The organism is Silanimonas sp. (genome assembly GCF_027531545.1).
Lineage (GTDB): Bacteria > Pseudomonadota > Gammaproteobacteria > Xanthomonadales > Xanthomonadaceae > Silanimonas.
The window spans coordinates 290396-308689 of record NZ_JAPZSC010000006.1; the positions used below are offsets into that span (position 1 = coordinate 290396).

At 68.5% G+C, this 18294-nt stretch carries 15 protein-coding genes; 7 read left to right on the forward strand and 8 right to left on the reverse strand.

Annotated features, from left to right (window positions below; translation table 11 throughout):
• Positions 1 to 114 precede the first annotated feature (114 nt).
• Entirely contained in the window at positions 115 to 561 is a 447-nt protein-coding gene (locus tag O9280_RS05630; RefSeq protein WP_298339934.1) for a GntR family transcriptional regulator, read from the reverse strand.
• 158 nt (positions 562 to 719) lie between these two features.
• Here O9280_RS05630 and O9280_RS05635 point away from each other — a divergent pair, with 158 nt between their 5' ends.
• The 5 genes from O9280_RS05635 (at position 720) to pilH (ending at position 7803) form a co-directional block, all read left to right on the forward strand.
• The gene (locus O9280_RS05635) at positions 720 to 3545 is read left to right on the forward strand and encodes a 2-oxoglutarate dehydrogenase E1 component (RefSeq protein WP_298339936.1); all 2826 of its coding nucleotides are present in this window, start codon (positions 720 to 722) and stop codon (positions 3543 to 3545) included.
• Positions 3546 to 3632: 87 nt separating this feature from the next.
• Positions 3633 to 4814 carry a dihydrolipoyllysine-residue succinyltransferase gene (gene sucB / locus O9280_RS05640; protein WP_298339939.1) on the forward strand — a complete coding sequence of 394 codons (1182 nt, stop codon included), beginning with the start codon at positions 3633 to 3635 and terminating at the stop codon, positions 4812 to 4814.
• Positions 4815 to 4824: 10 nt separating this feature from the next.
• Positions 4825 to 6255, forward strand: coding sequence for a dihydrolipoyl dehydrogenase (gene lpdA, locus O9280_RS05645; protein ID WP_298339942.1), 1431 nt, complete (start codon positions 4825 to 4827; stop codon positions 6253 to 6255).
• Between the two features lie 73 nt (positions 6256 to 6328).
• Positions 6329 to 7321: a YhdH/YhfP family quinone oxidoreductase gene (locus O9280_RS05650; protein ID WP_298339944.1), complete on the forward strand. Its 993-nt coding sequence runs from the start codon at positions 6329 to 6331 to the stop codon at positions 7319 to 7321.
• Positions 7322 to 7437: 116 nt separating this feature from the next.
• Positions 7438 to 7803 carry a twitching motility response regulator PilH gene (gene pilH / locus O9280_RS05655; protein WP_297875130.1) on the forward strand — a complete coding sequence of 122 codons (366 nt, stop codon included), beginning with the start codon at positions 7438 to 7440 and terminating at the stop codon, positions 7801 to 7803.
• Between the two features lie 97 nt (positions 7804 to 7900).
• Here pilH and O9280_RS05660 read toward each other — a convergent pair whose 3' ends face one another.
• Together O9280_RS05660 and O9280_RS05665 are read right to left on the reverse strand one after the other, a co-directional pair.
• Entirely contained in the window at positions 7901 to 8458 is a 558-nt protein-coding gene (locus tag O9280_RS05660; protein ID WP_298339947.1) for a hypothetical protein, read from the reverse strand.
• A gap of 29 nt (positions 8459 to 8487) precedes the next feature.
• A complete protein-coding gene (locus tag O9280_RS05665; protein ID WP_298339950.1) occupies positions 8488 to 9390 on the reverse strand; it encodes a DnaJ C-terminal domain-containing protein in 903 nt (300 codons plus the stop codon).
• Positions 9391 to 9496: 106 nt separating this feature from the next.
• Between O9280_RS05665 and O9280_RS05670 the strand changes: the two genes are divergently transcribed.
• Positions 9497 to 9979 carry a peroxiredoxin gene (locus tag O9280_RS05670; protein WP_298339955.1) on the forward strand — a complete coding sequence of 161 codons (483 nt, stop codon included), beginning with the start codon at positions 9497 to 9499 and terminating at the stop codon, positions 9977 to 9979.
• A 43-nt stretch (positions 9980 to 10022) separates the two neighbouring features.
• Here O9280_RS05670 and O9280_RS05675 read toward each other — a convergent pair whose 3' ends face one another.
• From O9280_RS05675 to mtnA, 4 genes are all read right to left on the reverse strand, one after another.
• A complete protein-coding gene (locus tag O9280_RS05675; protein ID WP_298339958.1) occupies positions 10023 to 10838 on the reverse strand; it encodes a hypothetical protein in 816 nt (271 codons plus the stop codon).
• Entirely contained in the window at positions 10838 to 12889 is a 2052-nt protein-coding gene (locus tag O9280_RS05680) for a trypsin-like peptidase domain-containing protein (RefSeq protein ID WP_298339961.1), read from the reverse strand. The genes O9280_RS05675 and O9280_RS05680 overlap by 1 nt, the downstream gene beginning before the upstream one ends.
• A 28-nt stretch (positions 12890 to 12917) precedes the next feature.
• Entirely contained in the window at positions 12918 to 15515 is a 2598-nt protein-coding gene (gene gyrA / locus O9280_RS05685; protein WP_298340614.1) for a DNA gyrase subunit A, read from the reverse strand.
• A 140-nt stretch (positions 15516 to 15655) separates the two neighbouring features.
• Positions 15656 to 16711 (reverse strand): S-methyl-5-thioribose-1-phosphate isomerase, encoded by a 1056-nt coding sequence (gene mtnA, locus O9280_RS05690; RefSeq protein WP_298339964.1) that lies wholly within the window; start codon positions 16709 to 16711, stop codon positions 15656 to 15658.
• 18 nt (positions 16712 to 16729) lie between these two features.
• On the opposite strand from mtnA, the gene O9280_RS05695 reads away from it, so the two are divergent.
• A complete protein-coding gene (locus O9280_RS05695; RefSeq protein ID WP_298339967.1) occupies positions 16730 to 17491 on the forward strand; it encodes a hypothetical protein in 762 nt (253 codons plus the stop codon).
• Here O9280_RS05695 and O9280_RS05700 read toward each other — a convergent pair.
• On the reverse strand, positions 17454 to 18239 hold the full coding sequence (locus tag O9280_RS05700) for a DUF3011 domain-containing protein (protein ID WP_298339970.1): 786 nt from the start codon (positions 18237 to 18239) through the stop codon (positions 17454 to 17456). The genes O9280_RS05695 and O9280_RS05700 overlap by 38 nt on opposite strands.
• Positions 18240 to 18294: the final 55 nt, after the last annotated feature.

Below are 18294 nucleotides of genomic sequence, written 5' to 3' on the forward strand. Positions count from 1 at the left end.
GGCAAGTCTGGCGGATCGCACCACGGACGCCCGCCCGTCGCCAAGCGTTTTTGCACGAGAGGCCAGATCGATAACGATCCGTTCCGGATTACGCGGCTGCCGGGTGGCGTTTCTTCATCCTTGAGTCGGGGCGACCCGGCGGCGTCGGCGCGACGCCGCGACCGTCGGCGAGGCCGGTGAGAGGAACAGCGCATGCAGCCGCTCGCAAACCGGGCCCGCCGCCAAGCCGAGGTCGTTGGCCTCGCAGATCACCTCCTGAAGCTTTGCCTCCAGCAGCCGAAGGCGCGCCTCCGCCGTGAGCCCGGCCTTGCCCGTTCGTGGCGCGACGACCATGCCTGCACCGCGCCGCCGGAGCAGCACACCCTCCTCGCACAGCGCGGCGTAAGCCCGACTGACGGTCATTGGATTGATGCCGAACCGGGCGGCCATCGCGCGCACCGACGGCAGCTGTTCGCCGACCTGCAACTGGCCAGCGGCGACGAAGCGCCGCACCTGCTCAGTGATCTGCCGATAGATGGGAACCGGCGACGTTCCCGAAACCTGCCACTGCGATGCGTCCATGTGTATCAATAGGCCAATACATAAGGCCCGCGTCAAGCCCCAATCACGCCGTGAAGGTCTATAATCGCGCGGCGCCGCCCGGGCACAGGCCCGGGTTTCGTTACCCATCAAGCACTTGCGCCAGCAACCCGTTGAAGCCCAACGCACCCAGGATCGCCGTGGCCAGCCTTCTCAAGACCTTCGCCCAGTCCTCGCAGCTCTCCGGCGGCAACGCCGCCTTCATCGAAGAGCTCTACGAGCAATACCTCCGCGACCCGGCCTCGGTCGATGCGAAATGGAAGGCCTACTTCGACGGCTTCGGCGGCAACGCCGACGTGCCGCACTCCGACGCGATGGCTCGCGTGCAGGTGGCCGGCATGCTGGCCGCCAAGGGCCTCGGCGGCGGCGTCGATGAGGACACGGCGAAGAAGCAGGCGGCGGTCAGCAAGCTGGTGACGGCCTACCGCTCGCGCGGCCACCTCGGCGCCTCGCTTGATCCGCTCGGAATGGCCGGCAAGCCGGAAGCGCCGGACCTCGAGCTCGAGTTCCACGGCCTCGGCAAGGGTGATCTCGACACCGAATTCCCGGTCAATACCTACTTCGGCGCCGACCGCCTGAAGCTCAAGGACCTGCTGGCCAAGCTGCGCACCACCTACTCCAGCGTCATCGGCGCGGAGTTCATGCACATCAGCGATGCGAAGCAGCGCCACTGGATGCAGGAGCGCCTGGAGAAGGCCGCCGGCCGCTTCGGCTTCAGGAAGGATGAGCAGACGCGCATCCTCGAGCGCACCACCGCGGCCGAAGGCCTCGAGCGCTACCTGCACACCAAGTACGTCGGCCAGAAGCGCTTCTCGCTCGAGGGCGGTGATGCGCTGATCCCGGCGATGGACGTGCTGGTGCGCCGCGCCGGTGCGAACGGCGTCAAGGACATGGTCATCGGCATGGCCCACCGCGGCCGCCTCAACGTGCTCGTCAACACGCTCGGCAAGCCGCCGTCCAAGCTGTTCGCAGAGTTCGAAGGTCGCTTCGAGCACCACGACGATCCGGCGCATTCGGGCGACGTGAAGTACCACATGGGCTTCTCGGCCGACATCGCCACGCCGGGCGGCCCGGTGCATATCGCGCTGGCCTTCAACCCCTCGCACCTTGAAATCGTGAACCCGGTGGTCGCGGGTTCGGTGCGCGCGCGCCAGATGCGTCGCGACGACAAGGATCGCGGCCAGGTGCTGCCCATGCTGATCCACGGCGATTCGGCGTTCGCCGGCCAGGGCGTGATCATGGAGCTGTTCCAGATGTCGCAGGCCCGCGGCTTCGCGGTGGGCGGTACGCTGCACATCGTCATCAACAACCAGGTGGGCTTCACCACCAGCCGCCCGGACGACACGCGTTCCACGCTCTACTGCACCGACCCGGCGAAGATCGTCGGCGCGCCGGTGCTGCACGTGAATGGCGATGATCCGGAAGCCGTCGCGTTCTGCGCGCAGCTGGCCTTCGACTTCCGCCAGACCTTCAAGAGCGACGTGGTCATCGACCTCGTCTGCTACCGCCGTCACGGCCACAACGAAGCGGACGAGCCGGCGGCCACGCAGCCGCTGATGTACCAGAACATCCGTGCCCGCAAGACCACCCGCGAGCTCTACGCCAACCGCCTCATCGAAGCCAACGTCATCAGCGCGGACGAGGCCAAGGCCTTCGTCGACGGATACCGCGCCAAGCTCGACAAGGGCGAAGTGACGGCCGACGTCACCACGGCCGCGAAGGACAGCGTCAGCGTCGACTGGTCGCCCTACTTCAAGGGCTCGCTCAGCGACGAGGTCAAGACTGCGGTCGCCCGGAAGACCCTCGACGCGCTCGCGCAGCATATCAATACCGTGCCGGAAGAGCGCAAGCTGCACCCGCGCGTCGCCAAGATCTACGAGGACCGCCGCAAGATGGCGGCCGGCGAGCTGGCGATGGACTGGGGCTTCGCCGAGAACCTCGCCTACGCGACGCTGCTGAAGGAAGGCTTCAAGCTGCGCCTCGTCGGCCAGGACGCCGGCCGCGGCACCTTCTTCCACCGCCATGCCGTGCAGCACGACCAGGCCTCGGGCGAAGCGATAATGCCGCTGCGCGAACTGGTCTCGAACCCCGAACACGTCGTCGTGATCGACTCGCTGCTCTCGGAAGAAGCCGTGATGGCCTTCGAGTTCGGCTACAGCACCGCCGAGCCGACCACGCTCAACATCTGGGAAGGCCAGTTCGGCGACTTCGCCAACGGCGCGCAGGTCGTGATCGACCAGTTCATCACTTCGGGTGAAGCCAAGTGGGGCCGCCTCTGCGGCCTCGTGCTGTTCCTGCCGCACGGTTACGAAGGCCAGGGCCCCGAGCACAGCTCGGCCCGCCTCGAGCGCTTCCTGCAGCTCTGCGCGCACCACAACATCTCGGTGGTCACGCCCACGACGCCGGCGCAGAGCTTCCACATGCTGCGCCGCCAGATGCTGCGCGGCACGCGCAAGCCGCTGGTCGTCATGACGCCGAAGTCGATGCTGCGCCACAAGCTCTCGGTCTCGAGCCTTGATGACCTCGCCAAGGGTGGCTTCCAGACCTTGATCCCGGACAGCACCGCCAAGGACGCCAAGAAGGCGACCCGCGTCGTGGTGTGCGGCGGCAAGGTCTACTACGACCTCGTCGAGGACGCCGAGAAGCGCGGCCTCACCGATGTCGCCATCGTGCGCATCGAGCAGCTCTATCCCTTCCCGCGCGCCGAGCTCACGGCCGAGCTGAAGCGCTTCGGCAAGGCCGCGGAAGTCATCTGGTGTCAGGAAGAGCCGCAGAACCAGGGCGCGTGGTACCAGATCCGCCACCACATCGAAGCCTGCCTGGCCAAGGGCCAGACCCTCAGCTATGCCGGTCGCGGCCGCTCCGCGGCGCCGGCCTGCGGCCACCTCAGCCAGCACAACGTCGAGCAGGCCGCCCTGCTCGAAGCCGCGCTGGTCGGCCCGCAGGTGCTCGCCGTCGCCGAGTAAGCGATTCGCTCCCTCCACGCATGCCGCAGGGGCCCGCCCCTGCCCCACGCTCCTCCCGATATCGAACCCCGACCGAGAACGCCCGACATGGCCACTGAAATCAAGGTTCCGCCGCTCCCCGAGTCCGTCTCCGACGCCGTCATCGCCGCCCTGCACAAGAAGGTGGGCGACAGCGTCCGCCGCGACGAGAACCTGGTCGACCTCGAGACCGACAAGGTCGTTCTCGAAGTGCCGTCGACCGTCGATGGCGTGATCAAGGAGCTGAAGGTCAAGGTCGGCGACACGGTGAATTCCGACCAGCTGCTGATCATCGTCGAGGAAGGTGCCGTGGCCGCCGCACCGGCGCCTGCCGCCGCTGCCCCGGCTGCCGCGCCCGCGGCCGCCCACGCTGCTGCGCCGGCGAAGGCCGCTGCGCCGGCACCCGCCGCGAGGACCGACGCCGGCCTGCCGCCGGGCGCCGCGTTCTACGCCGCGCAGAACGGCATCAATCCGGCCGAGGTCGCCGGCACCGGCCGCCGCGGCGCGGTGACCAAGGAAGACCTGGTCAACTTCGCCAAGGGCGGCGGCGCGCGTCCGGAAGAGCGCGTGCCGATGACCCGCATGCGCAAGCGCATCGCCGAGCGCATGATGGAATCGAAGAACTCCATCGCCATGCTCACCTCGTTCAACGAAGTGAACCTGCGCGAAGTGATGGCCATGCGCAAGGCGCAGGGCGAAGCCTTCGAGAAGGCCAACGGCATCAAGCTCGGCTTCATGAGCTTCTTCGCCAAGGCCGCCGCCAACGCGCTGCAGCGCTTCCCGATCATCAACGCCTCGGTCGACGGCGACGACGTGATCTACCACGGCTACGCCGACATCTCGATCGCCGTGGCCACGGAGAAGGGCCTGGTGACGCCGGTGCTGCGCAACGTCGAGCGTATGTCCTTCGCCGATGTGGAAGGCGCCATCGCCGGCTACGCCAAGAAGGCGCGCGACGGCAAGCTCGGCCTCGAGGACCTGCAGGGCGGCACCTTCACCATCACCAACGGCGGCACCTTCGGCTCGCTGATGAGCACGCCGATCGTCAACCCGCCGCAGAGCGCCATCCTCGGCATGCACGCCATCAAGGAGCGCCCGATCGCCGAGAACGGCCAGGTCGTGATCGCGCCGATGATGTACATCGCGCTCAGCTACGACCATCGCATCATCGACGGCAAGGATGCAGTGCAGTTCCTGGTGGACATCAAGAACCAGCTGGAAAATCCGCACCGCATGCTGCTCGGCCTGTAAGGAGCCCCTCATGAGCGAGATCCAACAGTTCGACGTCGTCGTGGTGGGCGCCGGCCCGGCCGGCTACCACGCGGCCATCCGCGCCGCGCAGCTTGGCCTCAAGACCGCCTGCATCGACGCCGCGCTCGGCAAGGACGGCAAGCCCGCGCTTGGCGGCACCTGCCTGCGCGTGGGCTGTATTCCCTCCAAGGCGCTGCTCGACAGCTCGCGCCAGTGGTGGAACATGGGCCACATCTTCGGCGAGCACGGCATCAGCGCGCCGAACGCCGCGATCGACATCCCGACCATGATTGGTCGCAAGGACAAGATCGTGAAGCAGTTCACCGGCGGCATCGCCGCGCTGTTCAAGGCGAACAAAGTGTCGGCCTTCTACGGCTTCGGCCAGCTCCAGGCCGGAAAGAAAGTGCTGGTGAAGCAGCACGACGGCTCTGAAGTCGTGTTCGAAGGCAAGCACGTCATCCTCGCCGCGGGCTCGGATTCGATCGAACTGCCGTTCGCGAAGTTCGACGGCACCCACATCGTCGACAACGTCGGCGCGCTCGACTTCACCGAAGTGCCGAAGCGCCTCGGCGTGATCGGCGCGGGCGTGATCGGCCTGGAGCTCGGCAGCGTGTGGAGCCGCCTCGGCGCCAAGGTCACCGTGCTCGAAGGCCTGCCGGACTTCCTCGCCGTGGTCGACCGCGACGTGGCCAAGGTGGCGCAGAAGGAATTCACCAAGCAGGGCCTCGACATCCGCCTTGGCGCCAAGTGCACCAAGACGGAAGTGAAGAAGGGCGAGGTGCACTTGAGCTACACCGATGCCAGCGGCGAACAGACCCTGGTGTTCGACAAGCTGCTGGTCGCCGTGGGCCGCAAGGCCGCGAGCAAGGGCCTGCTGGCCGAAGGCACCGGCGTGCAGCTCGACGAGCGTGGCCGCATCGTCGTGGACGACCACTGCCACACCGGCGTGGAAGGCGTGTGGGCGATCGGTGACTGCGTGCGCGGCCCGATGCTGGCGCACAAGGGCTTCGAGGAAGGCATCGCGGTGGCGGAACTCATCGCCGGCCTGCCGGGCCACGTCAACTTCGACACCATTCCGTGGGTCATCTACACCGAGCCGGAAATCGCTTGGGTCGGCAAGACCGAGGAGCAGCTCAAGGCCGAGGGCGTGCCGTACAAGACCGGCACCTTCCCCTTCGCTGCCGTGGGTCGCGCCGTGGCGATGGCCGAGCCGGCGGGCTTCGTGAAGGTGATCGCGCACGAAGAAACCGACACGGTGCTCGGCCTGCACCTCGTCGGCGCCAACGTCTCGGAGCTGGTGCACGAAGGCGTGCTGACGATGGAGTTCAAGGGCAGCGCCGACGACCTCGCGCGCATCTGCCACGCCCATCCGTCGATGAGCGAGGCCGTGCATGACGCCGCCATGGCCGTGCACAAGCGGGCGATCCACAAGGTCAACTGAGGCCTGTCCATCGGCGATACTTCGGGGGCGCCTTCGGGCGCCCTCGTCGTTTCCACGCCCCGCGAGTCACCGAATGACCCTCCCCGCCCGCTTCCCCGCTTTCCGCATCCACAGCGACGCCGCCGGTTACCGCAGCGGCATCGAGGACATTGCGCTTGACGCGCTGTCGCCCGGCGAGATCGTCATCCAGACCGCCTACTCCTCGGTGAACTACAAGGACGCGCTGGCCGGCACTGGTCAGGGAAAGATCCTTCGGCAGTTCCCGCTGGTGGGGGGCATTGATGTCGCCGGCCACGTGGTCCAGAGCCGCGAACCGGCGTTCCGCGAGGGCGACGCGGTGCTGTGCACCGGCTGCGGATTGTCCGAAACGCGCGATGGCGGCTACTCGGCCTACGCCAGGCTGGAATCGAAGTGGGCCATCCCCTTGCCCACCGGCCTCAGCCTGAGCGAGTCGATGATCCTCGGCACCGCCGGCTTCACCGCCGGCCTCGCCCTCCTGCGCATGCAGGACAACCGGCAGACGCCCGACCTCGGGCCGCTGGCCGTCACCGGCGCGACGGGCGGCGTGGGCAGCCTCGCCATCGCGATCTTCTCGACGGCGGGTTATGCAGTGCACGCCATCAGCGGCAAGTCCGACCAGGCCGACTGGTTGCGCTCGCTCGGTGCGTCCGAGGTGCTGGGCCGGGATGCGCTGGCGACGACTAAGCCCATGGATTCGGCACGCTTCGGCGGCGGCCTCGACAACGTGGGCGGGCCCATGCTGCACGCCCTGCTCGCGCACACCGCGCCTTACGGCAACGTTGCGACGGCGGGCCTTGCTGCGACGCACGATCTGGCCACCACGGTGATGCCCTTCATCATCCGCGGCGTGTCGCTGATCGGCGTGGCCTCGGCGGGAACCGCGAGGGCTCTGCGCGACGAGGTCTGGCGCCGCCTTTCGTCGGACTGGAAGCCCGCCTGTCTGGGCGAGATCGCGACACGCGAAGTGGGGCTCGATGGCCTCCCGGCGGTGTTCGCCGACATGTTGGCCGGTGGCTCCCGCGGCCGGACGCTCGTCCGGCTCTGAACCGGCTCGCGAAGGCGGGATCCTCCCGCAGGCGCCACCCCGCGGGTCCGTGACCGCGGTCTTGCCCAAGCGAGGCGAACCGCGCTTACAATCGCCGGGTCTTACCGGAGATTTCCATGGCACGTATCCTGATCGTCGACGACTCGCCCTCGCAGCTTGTCAGCATGAAGCGCATCGTCGAGAAGCTCGGCCACGAAGCGATCACCGCCGAGGACGGCGCCAGCGGCGTCGAAGTCGCGAAGGCGCAGCGTCCCGACCTGATCCTGATGGACGTGGTGATGCCGAACCTCAACGGCTTCCAGGCCACGCGTGCCATTTCCAAGGACCCGGACACCGGCCACATCCCGATCATCCTCGTCACCACCAAGGACCAGGAAACGGACAAGGTGTGGGGCATGCGCCAGGGCGCGAAGGCCTACATCACCAAGCCGTTCACGGACGCGCAGCTGACGGAAGCGATCCAGGGCGCCTTGGGCGGCTGATTCGAAGCCGCGTCGCTACCGTACTCCGTGCGAGCACCCCGACGAAACGAAGCCCCGCACTGCGGGGCTTCGCCGTTTTGGGATTGGGCCAAAGGCGTCATCGCGCCAGACGCACGGCGCCGCGGCCCTCGTCCTGCTCGAACACGAAGCGATAGTGCAGGCTCACGGCCTGCGGAATCTCCCGGGCACCGGCACAACCGGTGTTGGTCGCCGCGGCTTTCTCCTCGGCGTTTGCGAACACGCAACGTACGGCGGGTTCGAACCGCCACGTGCGAGCGGCATGCATCGCCGAGTCGACGAAATCGGCCTCGACGCCCTCCTGCACCTTGCAGCCGTCCGCACCCGTCACGTCATCCAGGGCAAACACGCTCCCGTCTTCCGCCACCGCGAGGCGGAGACAGACCTCACGACGCGGCAAGCGATCGGCCAGCCGCGCCGCCGGGTAGATCGGCGTCTGATTCCCGAGATCTCCGATGGGCATCAGGAAGCTTTCGTGGCTGTCCAGCACCACGCGGTCGATGTCCAGCGCGCCCGCGAGAGCGTACGGTTGCGCCGCGGACCGGCCGGAAAGGACGACGCCATCGTCGGCCCGGCCGGGCATGGACTCCGGATCAGAAACGCAGCTGACGAGTCCCATCGCGACAAGCGCGAGCAACATCCGACCAGGGCACGATGTCATGGACCTCATGGCCCGACGTTGTCGCCGAAAGCCAGCGCCATCTGCCGATACAGCGATCGCTGCGCTTCGTTCTCGGGCTTCGGTGCGGTGATCTCGATCTCGACGATCTGGTCGCCCGGCGAGGCACCGGGCAGACCGCGTCCCTTCAGTCGGAGTTTAAGCCCCGCGTCGGAGTCCTTGGGAATCCTCAACTCGACCGCGCCACCCAAGGTCGGCACCGTGGCCGTCGTGCCGAGCACGGCATCCCAAGGCGCCAGCGGCAGCACGTACAGCACGTTGCGGCCGTCCACCTCGAACTGCGCGTGCGGTGCGAAGTCCACGTCCAGCAGCAGGTCGCCGCCACCGGGGCCCTTGCCCGCCAAGCGGATCACCTGCCCGACGCGGATACCCGCCGGCACCTTGACCTCGAACTCCCGCCCATCGACGTCGATGCGCACTGTGCCGCCCGCGTACGCCGTTTCGAGCGGGATCGCGAAGCCCAACCGCTGGTCCTCCCTCGGCGGGCGCGCACCCGCACCGGCACGCGGACCCGAGGACGGGCCGGCGCCGGCGGAACGCTGTCGCGCCTTGGCCCCGAAAAAGGCTTCGAAGAAATCGCTGAAGGCGCCACCGGGGCCACCACCGAATCCGTCGCCGAAACCGCCGGGGCCGCCGTAGCCCGGCGGCGGGCGGAAATCCTGGCCGGGGCGATAGCCGCCGGCCCGCAGGGCGTCGTACTGCGCACGCTTCTCCTTGTCGCGCAGCACTTCGTAGGCCTCGTTGATCGCCTTGAAGCGATCCTCGGCGCCCTTCTCCTTGCTGACGTCGGGGTGGTACTTGCGCGCCAGCCGGCGGAAGGCCTGCTTGATCTCGCTCTCTCCGGAGCCGGGTTCGACGCCCAGCACCGCGTAGTAGTCCTTGAATTCCATCGCGGCACCTTACTGCAAGCAGCGCGCAGCGCGCAGCCGGTCCGCCCCCGGACGCCGCCGTCACGAGTGGCCGCTACACTTCCCGTTTTCCCCACGGAGCTCCCGCATGACCATCGCGATCGGCGACACCATCCCGCAGACCACCTTCAATGCGCTGAAGGACGGCGTGCAGGCCGTCGACACCAAGGACGTCTTCGCCGGCCGCAAGCTCGTGCTCTTCGCCGTGCCGGGCGCGTTCACCCCGACCTGCTCGGCCAAGCACCTTCCGGGCTACGTCGAGCACCTGGAGGCCTTCAAGGCCCGCGGCATCGACGTGGCCTGCGTGGCGGTCAACGACGCCTTCGTGATGGATGCCTGGGCCAAGCACCAGAGCGTGCCGGAAGGCCTGCAGATGCTCGCTGACGGCAATGGCAACCTGACGAAGGCGCTCGGCCTGGAACTCGACGCCACCGCCTTCGGCATGGGCCTGCGCAGCAAGCGCTTCGCGCTGTACGCCGAGGACGGCGTGGTGAAGCAGCTGCACGTGGAAGCGCCCGGCGAATTCAAGGTCTCGGCGGCCGAGTACGTGCTCGAGCACCTGCCGGAGTAATCGCAGTGAAAGGAGCACCGCGCTTGGCGCGGTGCTCCGGGCCTCACTCCGCCTCGTCGTCGCGACGCACCGCGGGCAGTGCCGAAGCCAGGCGCGTGGCCGCCGCCACGCGGCGGGCCGGCAGCATGTGCATCACCATGTCGGCCATGTCCAGGCCTAGTCCCCGACCCTGCGAGCGGCTCATCGCCGCGAGGTCGAGATCGACATAGCCCATCGGGCGCCCCTCGGCATCGAAGGCGAGGCCGGGCATGCCGTCCACCAGCAGCGAACTGCGCGGCACGCGGGTCTCGCCGAGGATCATCCCAGGGCGGACCAGCGGCACTGCGCCCCATTCGTCGGACGTGCGCAGCAGCGTGTAGAACACGCGTCCGGGCGCCGGCTGCGAGAGGCGTTCGAAATCGACGAACGGCTGGCCGCTGGCATCGCGCACGCGCAGCCAGGCGAGGCCGAGTTCGGTGTCGCGCGTGACCAGATCGGCGGTGCGCCATTCGTCCGAGCCCGGCAGCCGCACGCGGAAATCACTGGAGTTCGCCACCATCGCGCCGCCGGTGCTGGGCGCCTGGCGATTGAGGCTGCCGAGGTCGAAGCTCACCGCTCGCGCCGACACCAGCACCAGGCCATCCGCGGCGACGAGCACGCCTTGCGTGCGGTCTTCGTTCCGCTGCTCCTGCCCGCCGGCGGCGACCGTGATGACGTACTTGACCGGAACGACGCTCGGCGAGCGCTGGTCGACGAGTCGACGGTAGGCGTCGGTGTAGTCCTCCTCAGCCGCCAACGCCGGCATCGGCAGCGCGAGGAAGAACGCCACCAGCAGGATCGCGAACCGGGACAGCATGTTCGGGGGGCAAATCATCGACATCAGCGGGTCTCCGGGATCCAACGGCGTTCGATTTGCACGATACGCGCCTCGCCGTGGCGGAGGACGTCAATGGCGAAGCGCTCGCCCTCCCCCGCCAAGGCAGCCTGCAGCGCCGGCCGGAGGCGGTCCAGCCCGTCGACGGTCTGGCCTGCGATGCGAACCACGACATCGCCAGCCTTCAGGTGCGCGAGGCCGGCCGCACCGCCACCTTCGACCACCTGCAGAAGCACGCCCGGCTGGTCCAGCGGCAAATCGCGCTCCACGCGGTCATGGAAGCCCAGTTCGCGGAACTGCGCACGCAGGCTCGAGACGTCCATGGTCCGCAATCCCGAGACCGGCACCGGCGACGCCACCAGCGTGGTCGTCCAACGTTCGCGCTCCGTGCCGCGCAGGCCATCGAACACCACGCGATCACCGATCTCGAATTCGCGCACGCGCTGGGCGAACAGTTCGGCGCGGGAATCGTTGACGGCCTCCAGCGGCTGGCCATCGAGTGCCGTCACGAGGTCACCGACCTTCGCGCCGGCCGCGGCAAGCGCACTACCCGGATACAGGCGGGTGATGCGGAAACCCGATGACGGCAGGCCCATGGTCTGCGCCAAGGAGGTCGGAATGGGCTGGACGTCGACGCCTGCCCAGGCCTTCGGCAGCTCCGGGAGCGGCTGCCGCGAACGGTCGCCCCAGGCCGGCGTGAGTGCCGACAGGAGCCGTTGGCCGTCGGCGAGGTACTCGAGGACCACCGGCGTTGCGGGCCGCCGAGCGGCGGACCACGGCGCCAGGTCGGCCACGGCCGCCATCGGCTGGCCGTCGACCTTCAGCAGCACGGCACCGGCCGGCAACGGCGGACGCGCCGTCGCGGCAGGGCCGCCGGCACGCAGGCTGGCCACCAGCAGGCCGGCGTCGACGTCGAGGCGGCGACGTTCGCTCATGGCCGGCGTGAGCGCCTGCACGGCGATACCGAACGGCGCGAAGGAGGCGGATTCGCCGCGCGTTTCGCCGGCCTCCTCGGGGGTGACGCTCACGGTGCGCTCGCTCGCGCCCCGGGCGACGCGCAGCGCGATGGCCTGGCCCGCAGGAAGCTCGGCGAGACGGCGCTGGATGGCCGGGACATCGACGGCCTGCGGCGCGTCCAGCGCCATGCCCTCGAGCGACAGCAGGCGATCACCGGGCTCGAGCCCGGCCTTGGCTGCGGCACCTGAACGTTCGACGGAGGTAACCATCACGCCCTTCGTTTCGCCGCTACCGCGAAGCGAGCGCAGGCGAAGCCCCAGCGTGCTGCGCTGCACGCGCCCCTTGGCGATCAGTTCGGCGACAACGGTCTTGACGTCGTCGGCGGGAATGGCGAACGCGAGATCGCCGCCGAACAGCATGCCGCGCGTGTTGACGCCGACGATGCGGCCCTCGAGATCGACGAGCGGGCCGCCGGAGTTGCCGGGCGCGATGGCGGCATCGTGCTGGATCCACGCGTAGTAGCGGCCGGTCGGCGCATCGGCATCGAGGCTGTCCTCGTAGTCGGCCTCGTCCTCGAACAGGGAGACCAGCAGGCGACGCGGGTTGTTGACGACGCCGGCGCTCAGTGAATTCGACAGCCCCCAAGGGGCGCCCATGGCCAGAACGGTTTCGCCGGGCCGGAGGTCATCGGCTTCAGCGAAGCGCGCGAACGGCATCGGCGTCGGGACGCCCTGCACCTTCAGCACCGCGAGATCGGCGGCGGTGTCCTGCCCGATGAGGATGGCCTCGCGCTCGCGACCATCGCCGAACACCACCCGGAAGCTGCGGCCCTTGTCGGTGACATGGGCATTGGTGGCGATGTGGCCCTCGGCGCTGATCACCGTGCCGCTGCCGCTGCCGACGCTGAGCTTGGGCTCGCCGGCTTCGAAATCCTCGCGCACCACGAGGATGCTGACGACGTGGGGCATTACCGCTTCGCGCGCCTGAGCAAGGTCTTCCACCGACGGCCCCGCGGCGAAGGCCGCGGGGGACGGGACGAAGGCGGCGCCAGCAACGGCGAGGACGGCGGCGAGGAGGAAACTGGGGGGGCGGTTCGGCATCGGGACGTCCTGTTCGACGCCTTGGGCGTCAGTTCGGTGCGCTGGGCGCGGGAGCCTCGTCGGTGGTCTCAGGCGCGCTGTCGTCACCCGTGGTCTCGCCCTCGATCACCTCGATGGCTTCGAGCGCGATCAGGCGTTCGCCGGCCGCCACACGCATCAGTGTGACGCCCTGCGTATTGCGACCCACCTGGGCGATCTCGGACGCACGCGTGCGCACCATCGTTCCCTGATCGGAGATCAGCATCAGGTCGTGGTGCTCCGAAAGCTGCAACGCACCGACCAGCGCGCCGTTGCGATCGCTGGTCTGCAGCGCGATGACGCCCATGGTGCCGCGGCCCTTGCGCGGGTACTCGCCAACTTCGGTGCGCTTGCCGAAGCCGTTCGCCGAGGCGGTGAGGATGTCGCTGTCGCCGTCGATGACGACGAGGCTGACGACGTGCTCGCCCTCCGCGAGCTTCATGCCGCGAACGCCCGTGGCGGTACGGCCCATGGCACGCACTTCGTCCTCGGCAAAACGCACGGCCTTGCCGCCGCTGGCGAACATCATCACGTCGCGGTTGCCGTCGGTGATCTGCACGTCGACCAGCGCATCGCCCTCGTCGAGGTTGATGGCGATCTTGCCGCGCGCGAGGCGGAACGCGAACTCGGAGAGCGGCGTCTTCTTGACCGTACCGTCGCGCGTGGCGAAGAAGGCGAAGCGGTCTTCGCTGTACTCGTGCACCGGCAGCACGGCTTGCACCTTCTCGCCGTCCTCGAGCGCGATCCAGTTGATGATCGGGCGGCCGCGGGCATTCGGGCCCGCCTCCGGCAACTGGTAGACGGAAAGCCAGAACACGCGTCCGGCACTGGTGAAGGTCAGCAGGGTGTCGTGCGTGTTGACGACCCACAGGCGTTCGATGAAGTCCTCGTCCTTGACCGCCGTCGCCGAGCGGCCCTTGCCGCCACGCTTCTGGGCGCGGTACGCCGAGACCGGCTGGCGCTTGATGTAGCCGGTGTGCGAGAGCGTGACCACGACGTCTTCCGGCGTGATCAGGTCGAGGACGTCGAGGTCCTCCTCGCTGGCGCGGATCTCGGTGCGGCGCGCGTCGTTGAATTCTTCCTTCACCGCGAGCAGTTCGTCGCGGATCACCTGGAGCAGCACTTCCGGGTTCTCGAGGATCTCGATGAGGCCGCGGATCGTCTCGAGCAGCGTCTTGTACTCGTCGGTGAGCTTCTCGTGCTCGAGGCCAGTGAGCTTCGAGAGGCGCATCTCGAGGATTTCCTTCGCCTGCGCCTCCGACAGGCGGTAGCCGCCGTCGACCAGGCCATAGCCCGGCAGCAGGTCCTCGGGACGCGACGCATCGGCGCCCGCCGCGGACAGCAGCGCGCTGACGAGGCCCGGCTGCCAGGTGCGGCCGAGCATGCGTTCCTTCGCGACCGCCGGGCTTTCCGAGGTCTTGATCAGCTCGATCATCTCGTCGATGTTGGCGAGCGCGACGGTCAGGCCTTCGAGGATGTGGGCGCGGTCGCGCGCCTTGCGCAGTTCGAAGATCGTCCGGCGCGTCACCACTTCGCGGCGGTGGCGGACGAAGGCTTCGAGGAACTGCTTCAGGTTCAGGATCTGCGGACGGCCATCGACCAGCGCCACCATGTTGATGCCGAACACCGTCTCCATCTGCGTCTGCGCGTAGAGGTTGTTCAGCACGACCTCGGCGGATTCGCCGCGCTTCACCTCGATGTAGACACGCATGCCGTCTTTGTCGGACTCGTCGCGCAGTTCGGAGATGCCCTCGAGCTTCTTTTCCTTCACGAGCTCGGCGATCTTCTCGATCAGCCGCGCCTTGTTGACCTGGTACGGCAGCTCGGAGACGACGATCGCTTCACGGTCGTTCGCCGCCACTTCGATTTCAGCGCGTGCACGGACGCGCGCCCGGCCACGGCCGGTGTGGTAGGCCGCATGGATGCCGACCGCGCCGTTGATGATGCCGCCGGTGGGGAAATCCGGACCCGGAATGTGCTGCATCAGGTCGCTGATGGTCGCTTCCGGTTCGTTGATCAGAGCGATGGTCGCGTCGATCACCTCACCGAGGTTGTGCGGCGGGATGTTCGTCGCCATGCCAACCGCGATGCCCGCCGAACCATTGACCAGCAGGTTCGGGAAGCGCGTCGGCATCACCGTCGGCTCGAGTTCCTTCTCGTCGTAGTTGGGCTGGAAATCGACGGTGTCCTTGTCGATGTCGGCCATCATCTGGTGCGCGATGCGCGACATGCGCGCCTCGGTGTAACGCATGGCCGCCGGCGCGTCACCGTCGACCGAGCCGAAGTTGCCCTGGCCGTCGACCAGCATGTAGCGCAGCGAGAAGGGCTGCGCCATGCGCACCAGCGTGTCGTAGACCGCGGTGTCGCCGTGCGGGTGGTACTTGCCGATGACGTCGCCGACGATGCGCGCCGACTTGTAGTAGGGCTTGTTGCTGTGCGCGCCCAGCTCGTCCATGGCGAAGAGCACGCGGCGATGAACGGGTTTCAGGCCGTCCCGGACGTCGGGGAGTGCGCGGCCCACGATCACGCTCATGGCGTAATCGAGGTAGCTCTTGCGCATCTCGTCTTCGAGGTTGACCGGGATGATTTCCTTGGCGAGATCGGACATCGGACTCAACAGCGATTCGGAAGCCCCGAGTGTACCAGAGCCGCGCCGTTCAGGGCACCCGATCTTTCGGGAAAATCAATGACTTACAAGCCATTTCCCAGCGTTTTCTTGGCCCCTGGCCAGCCGCCTCCGAACCCGGCTCAAGCGGCGCCGAAGACGGCCCGCATCCGGGCCTCGTCGGGATGCTCGATCACGCCCTTTTCGGTCACGATGACGTCGATCAGCGAACCCGGCGTCACGTCGAAGACCGGGTTCCACGCGGCCACCCCCTCGGCCACCACACGTTGGCCGCCGGCGAACAGCAGCTCGCGCGAATCGCGAAGCTCGATCTCGATGTCGTCGCCGTGCGGTGTGGCCATATCGACGGTGGAGGACGGCGCCACCACCATCACCTTGACGCCATGGTGCTTGGCCGAGATCGCATGGGCGTAGGTGCCGATCTTGTTGGCGGTGTCGCCGTTGGCGCAGATGCGGTCGGCGCCGACGATCAGCCACTGCACGGCCCCGGTCTTCATCAGGTGGGCTGCGGCCGAGTCGGCGATCAGGGTCGGCGGAATGCCATCCTGCTGCAGTTCCCACGCGGTCAGGCGGGCGCCCTGCCCCCAAGGCCGCGTTTCGCCGGCATAGACCTTCGCGACGCGGCCCTCGGCCACGCCGGCGCGGATCACGCCCAGTGCCGTGCCGAAGCCCGCCGTCGCCAGCGAGCCGGTGTTGCAGTGCGTCAGCACGCCGCTACCCGGCGCGATCAGCGCGGCACCGAGCTGGCCCATCAGTCGGTTCGCCGCGAGGTCTTCGCGGGCGATGGCCTCGGCTTCGGCCGTGATCACCGCGAGCCAGTCCGCGCCGGCAGCGCAAAGGGCATTCCGCATGCGGCGGATGGCCCACATCAGGTTGACCGCGGTGGGGCGCGAGGCGTTGAGCGCGTCCAGCTGCGAGGCCATCCGGCGCTCGGCTTCGGCGCCATCGGCAGCCCGCATGCCCTGCCCCGCCAGCACCACGCCCCAAGCGGCGGAAATGCCGATGGCGGGCGCGCCGCGGACGGCGAGATCGCGGATGGCGGTAGCCACCTCGGCCGCGCTGTCGCAGCGGAGGTTGACCGTCTCGAACGGCAGGCGGCGCTGGTCGAGCAGCAGGAGGTGGTCGCCCATCCACTGGATGGGTCGGATGCGGTCGTAGCGGTCGTAGTCGATGCTCATGCCGCTATGCTACCCGGCATGCCCACGAGCCCGAAGCGTACGGCCAGCGTTGCCGGCACCGAAGCCCGACTCCACGCCGCGTCGGTGCAGGCGGGTGCCGGCGCCGCCATCGACGTGGCCCTCCACACCCTGCCCCTGCTGCGGCCCTTCATCCCGAAGCGGATGCTCGACGCTGCCGAGCGGATGAAGCCCGCCACGGTGCGCCGCGATCTGGTCAAGACGATCTACGCGCGGCACGGCCTGAAGCCGGCGCGCTGGGAAATCGAGAGCGTGCTCGCCGTGGCCGAGACCCAGGCCAAGCTGAGCCCGCTCACTCGCAAGGACGGGCTGCGCGACCTGCTCGGCGAGTGGCTGCCGACGCCGCTGATCCAGCCCCTCCTTCGCTTCACCCCGGTCGAACCGCTGGTGGCGGAAACGACCCGCGCCGTGGCCACCACTTGGGCGGCTGGGCGCTATGCCGATGCCGTCTGCCGCGTGCGCAAGGCCGGGATGGACTGGCTGCCGGCACCGCTCGGCGAGGCCTTGGAGATCGCCCCGGCCAAGCTGCGTGATTTCAGCGCCGAAGCCCTGACGATGGCCCTGCCGCCGCTCAAGCTGGCGGCGGCTTGGGGCGGTCAGGTGCTGCGCGCCTCGGGCCGAATCGCAAAGGCTGCAGGCCGAGCCGCACGCGAGCCCACGGCAAAGCCGTCGGCCCCGTCGACGTCGGGGCGCCCCGCGAAGGCGCCACGGAAACGCGCTTCGGTCACCACACCGAAAACTCGGCGCGGCAGCCCCGGGTGACCCACAAGCCGCTCTGGTCGAAGCCCCAGGTGTAGCCCTCGGTGCACTCGCCGCGCGAGAGCTGGCGCTCCAACCGGACTTGTCGCGCATAGCCGATATCGCAGTACTGGGTGCGGCCGTTCTGCGACTCGCAACGAATGGTCTGCCCGCCGCCGTGGCCGTACCCGGGGCCGCCGCCCCAACCGCCTCCGCCCTGCCAGCCACCACCGCCCGGCCGGCCACCGCCACGGCTGGCGAACTCGCCGCGGCAGCCTTCGGCCACCCAAACGCCACGACGGTCCCAACCCCAGGTGCGGCCCTCGATGCAGGCCCCGCGCGACAGCTGGCGCACCAGCACGACGCCGCCACGGACGTCCAGATCGCAGTAGTTCTGCCGGCCATTGTGGCTTTCGCAGCGGATCACCGACCCACCGCCATACCCACCCCCGTAGCCATCGCCATAGCCGCCTCCGGGATGGCCCGCGTAGCCGCCGCCAACCTCGAATTCGGCGCGACAGCCTTCACTCACCCAGACACCGCGCCGGTCCCAACCCCAGGTGCGGCCTTCGATGCAGGCGCCACGCGACAGTTGGCGAACCAGGACAACGCCGCCACGGGTGTCGACCCGGCATTGGTTGGTTCGGCCGTCGTGGCTTTCGCAACGGAAGCGCTCGGCCGGCGCGTAGCCGTACTGGGCAACGGCAGGCATCGAGAACGACGACGCCCCGAAAAGGGCGAAGAGGGCGAAGAAGGAGTGGCGTGCGGACATGGGCGGCCTCGGCCTGGATCGCGACGATGAGCATCATCGTCGATCGATGAATGGC

Coding starts and splice junctions, on each gene's coding strand:
- O9280_RS05630 (WP_298339934.1), bottom strand. CDS start 561: ATGGACGCATCGCAGTGGCAGGTTTCGGGAACGTCGCCGGTTCCCATC.
- sucB (WP_298339939.1), top strand. CDS start 3,633: ATGGCCACTGAAATCAAGGTTCCGCCGCTCCCCGAGTCCGTCTCCGAC.
- lpdA (WP_298339942.1), top strand. CDS start 4,825: ATGAGCGAGATCCAACAGTTCGACGTCGTCGTGGTGGGCGCCGGCCCG.
- O9280_RS05650 (WP_298339944.1), top strand. CDS start 6,329: ATGACCCTCCCCGCCCGCTTCCCCGCTTTCCGCATCCACAGCGACGCC.
- pilH (WP_297875130.1), top strand. CDS start 7,438: ATGGCACGTATCCTGATCGTCGACGACTCGCCCTCGCAGCTTGTCAGC.
- O9280_RS05665 (WP_298339950.1), bottom strand. CDS start 9,390: ATGGAATTCAAGGACTACTACGCGGTGCTGGGCGTCGAACCCGGCTCC.
- O9280_RS05670 (WP_298339955.1), top strand. CDS start 9,497: ATGACCATCGCGATCGGCGACACCATCCCGCAGACCACCTTCAATGCG.
- O9280_RS05675 (WP_298339958.1), bottom strand. CDS start 10,838: ATGTCGATGATTTGCCCCCCGAACATGCTGTCCCGGTTCGCGATCCTG.
- O9280_RS05680 (WP_298339961.1), bottom strand. CDS start 12,889: ATGCCGAACCGCCCCCCCAGTTTCCTCCTCGCCGCCGTCCTCGCCGTT.
- gyrA (WP_298340614.1), bottom strand. CDS start 15,515: ATGTCCGATCTCGCCAAGGAAATCATCCCGGTCAACCTCGAAGACGAG.
- mtnA (WP_298339964.1), bottom strand. CDS start 16,711: ATGAGCATCGACTACGACCGCTACGACCGCATCCGACCCATCCAGTGG.
- O9280_RS05695 (WP_298339967.1), top strand. CDS start 16,730: ATGCCCACGAGCCCGAAGCGTACGGCCAGCGTTGCCGGCACCGAAGCC.
- O9280_RS05700 (WP_298339970.1), bottom strand. CDS start 18,239: ATGTCCGCACGCCACTCCTTCTTCGCCCTCTTCGCCCTTTTCGGGGCG.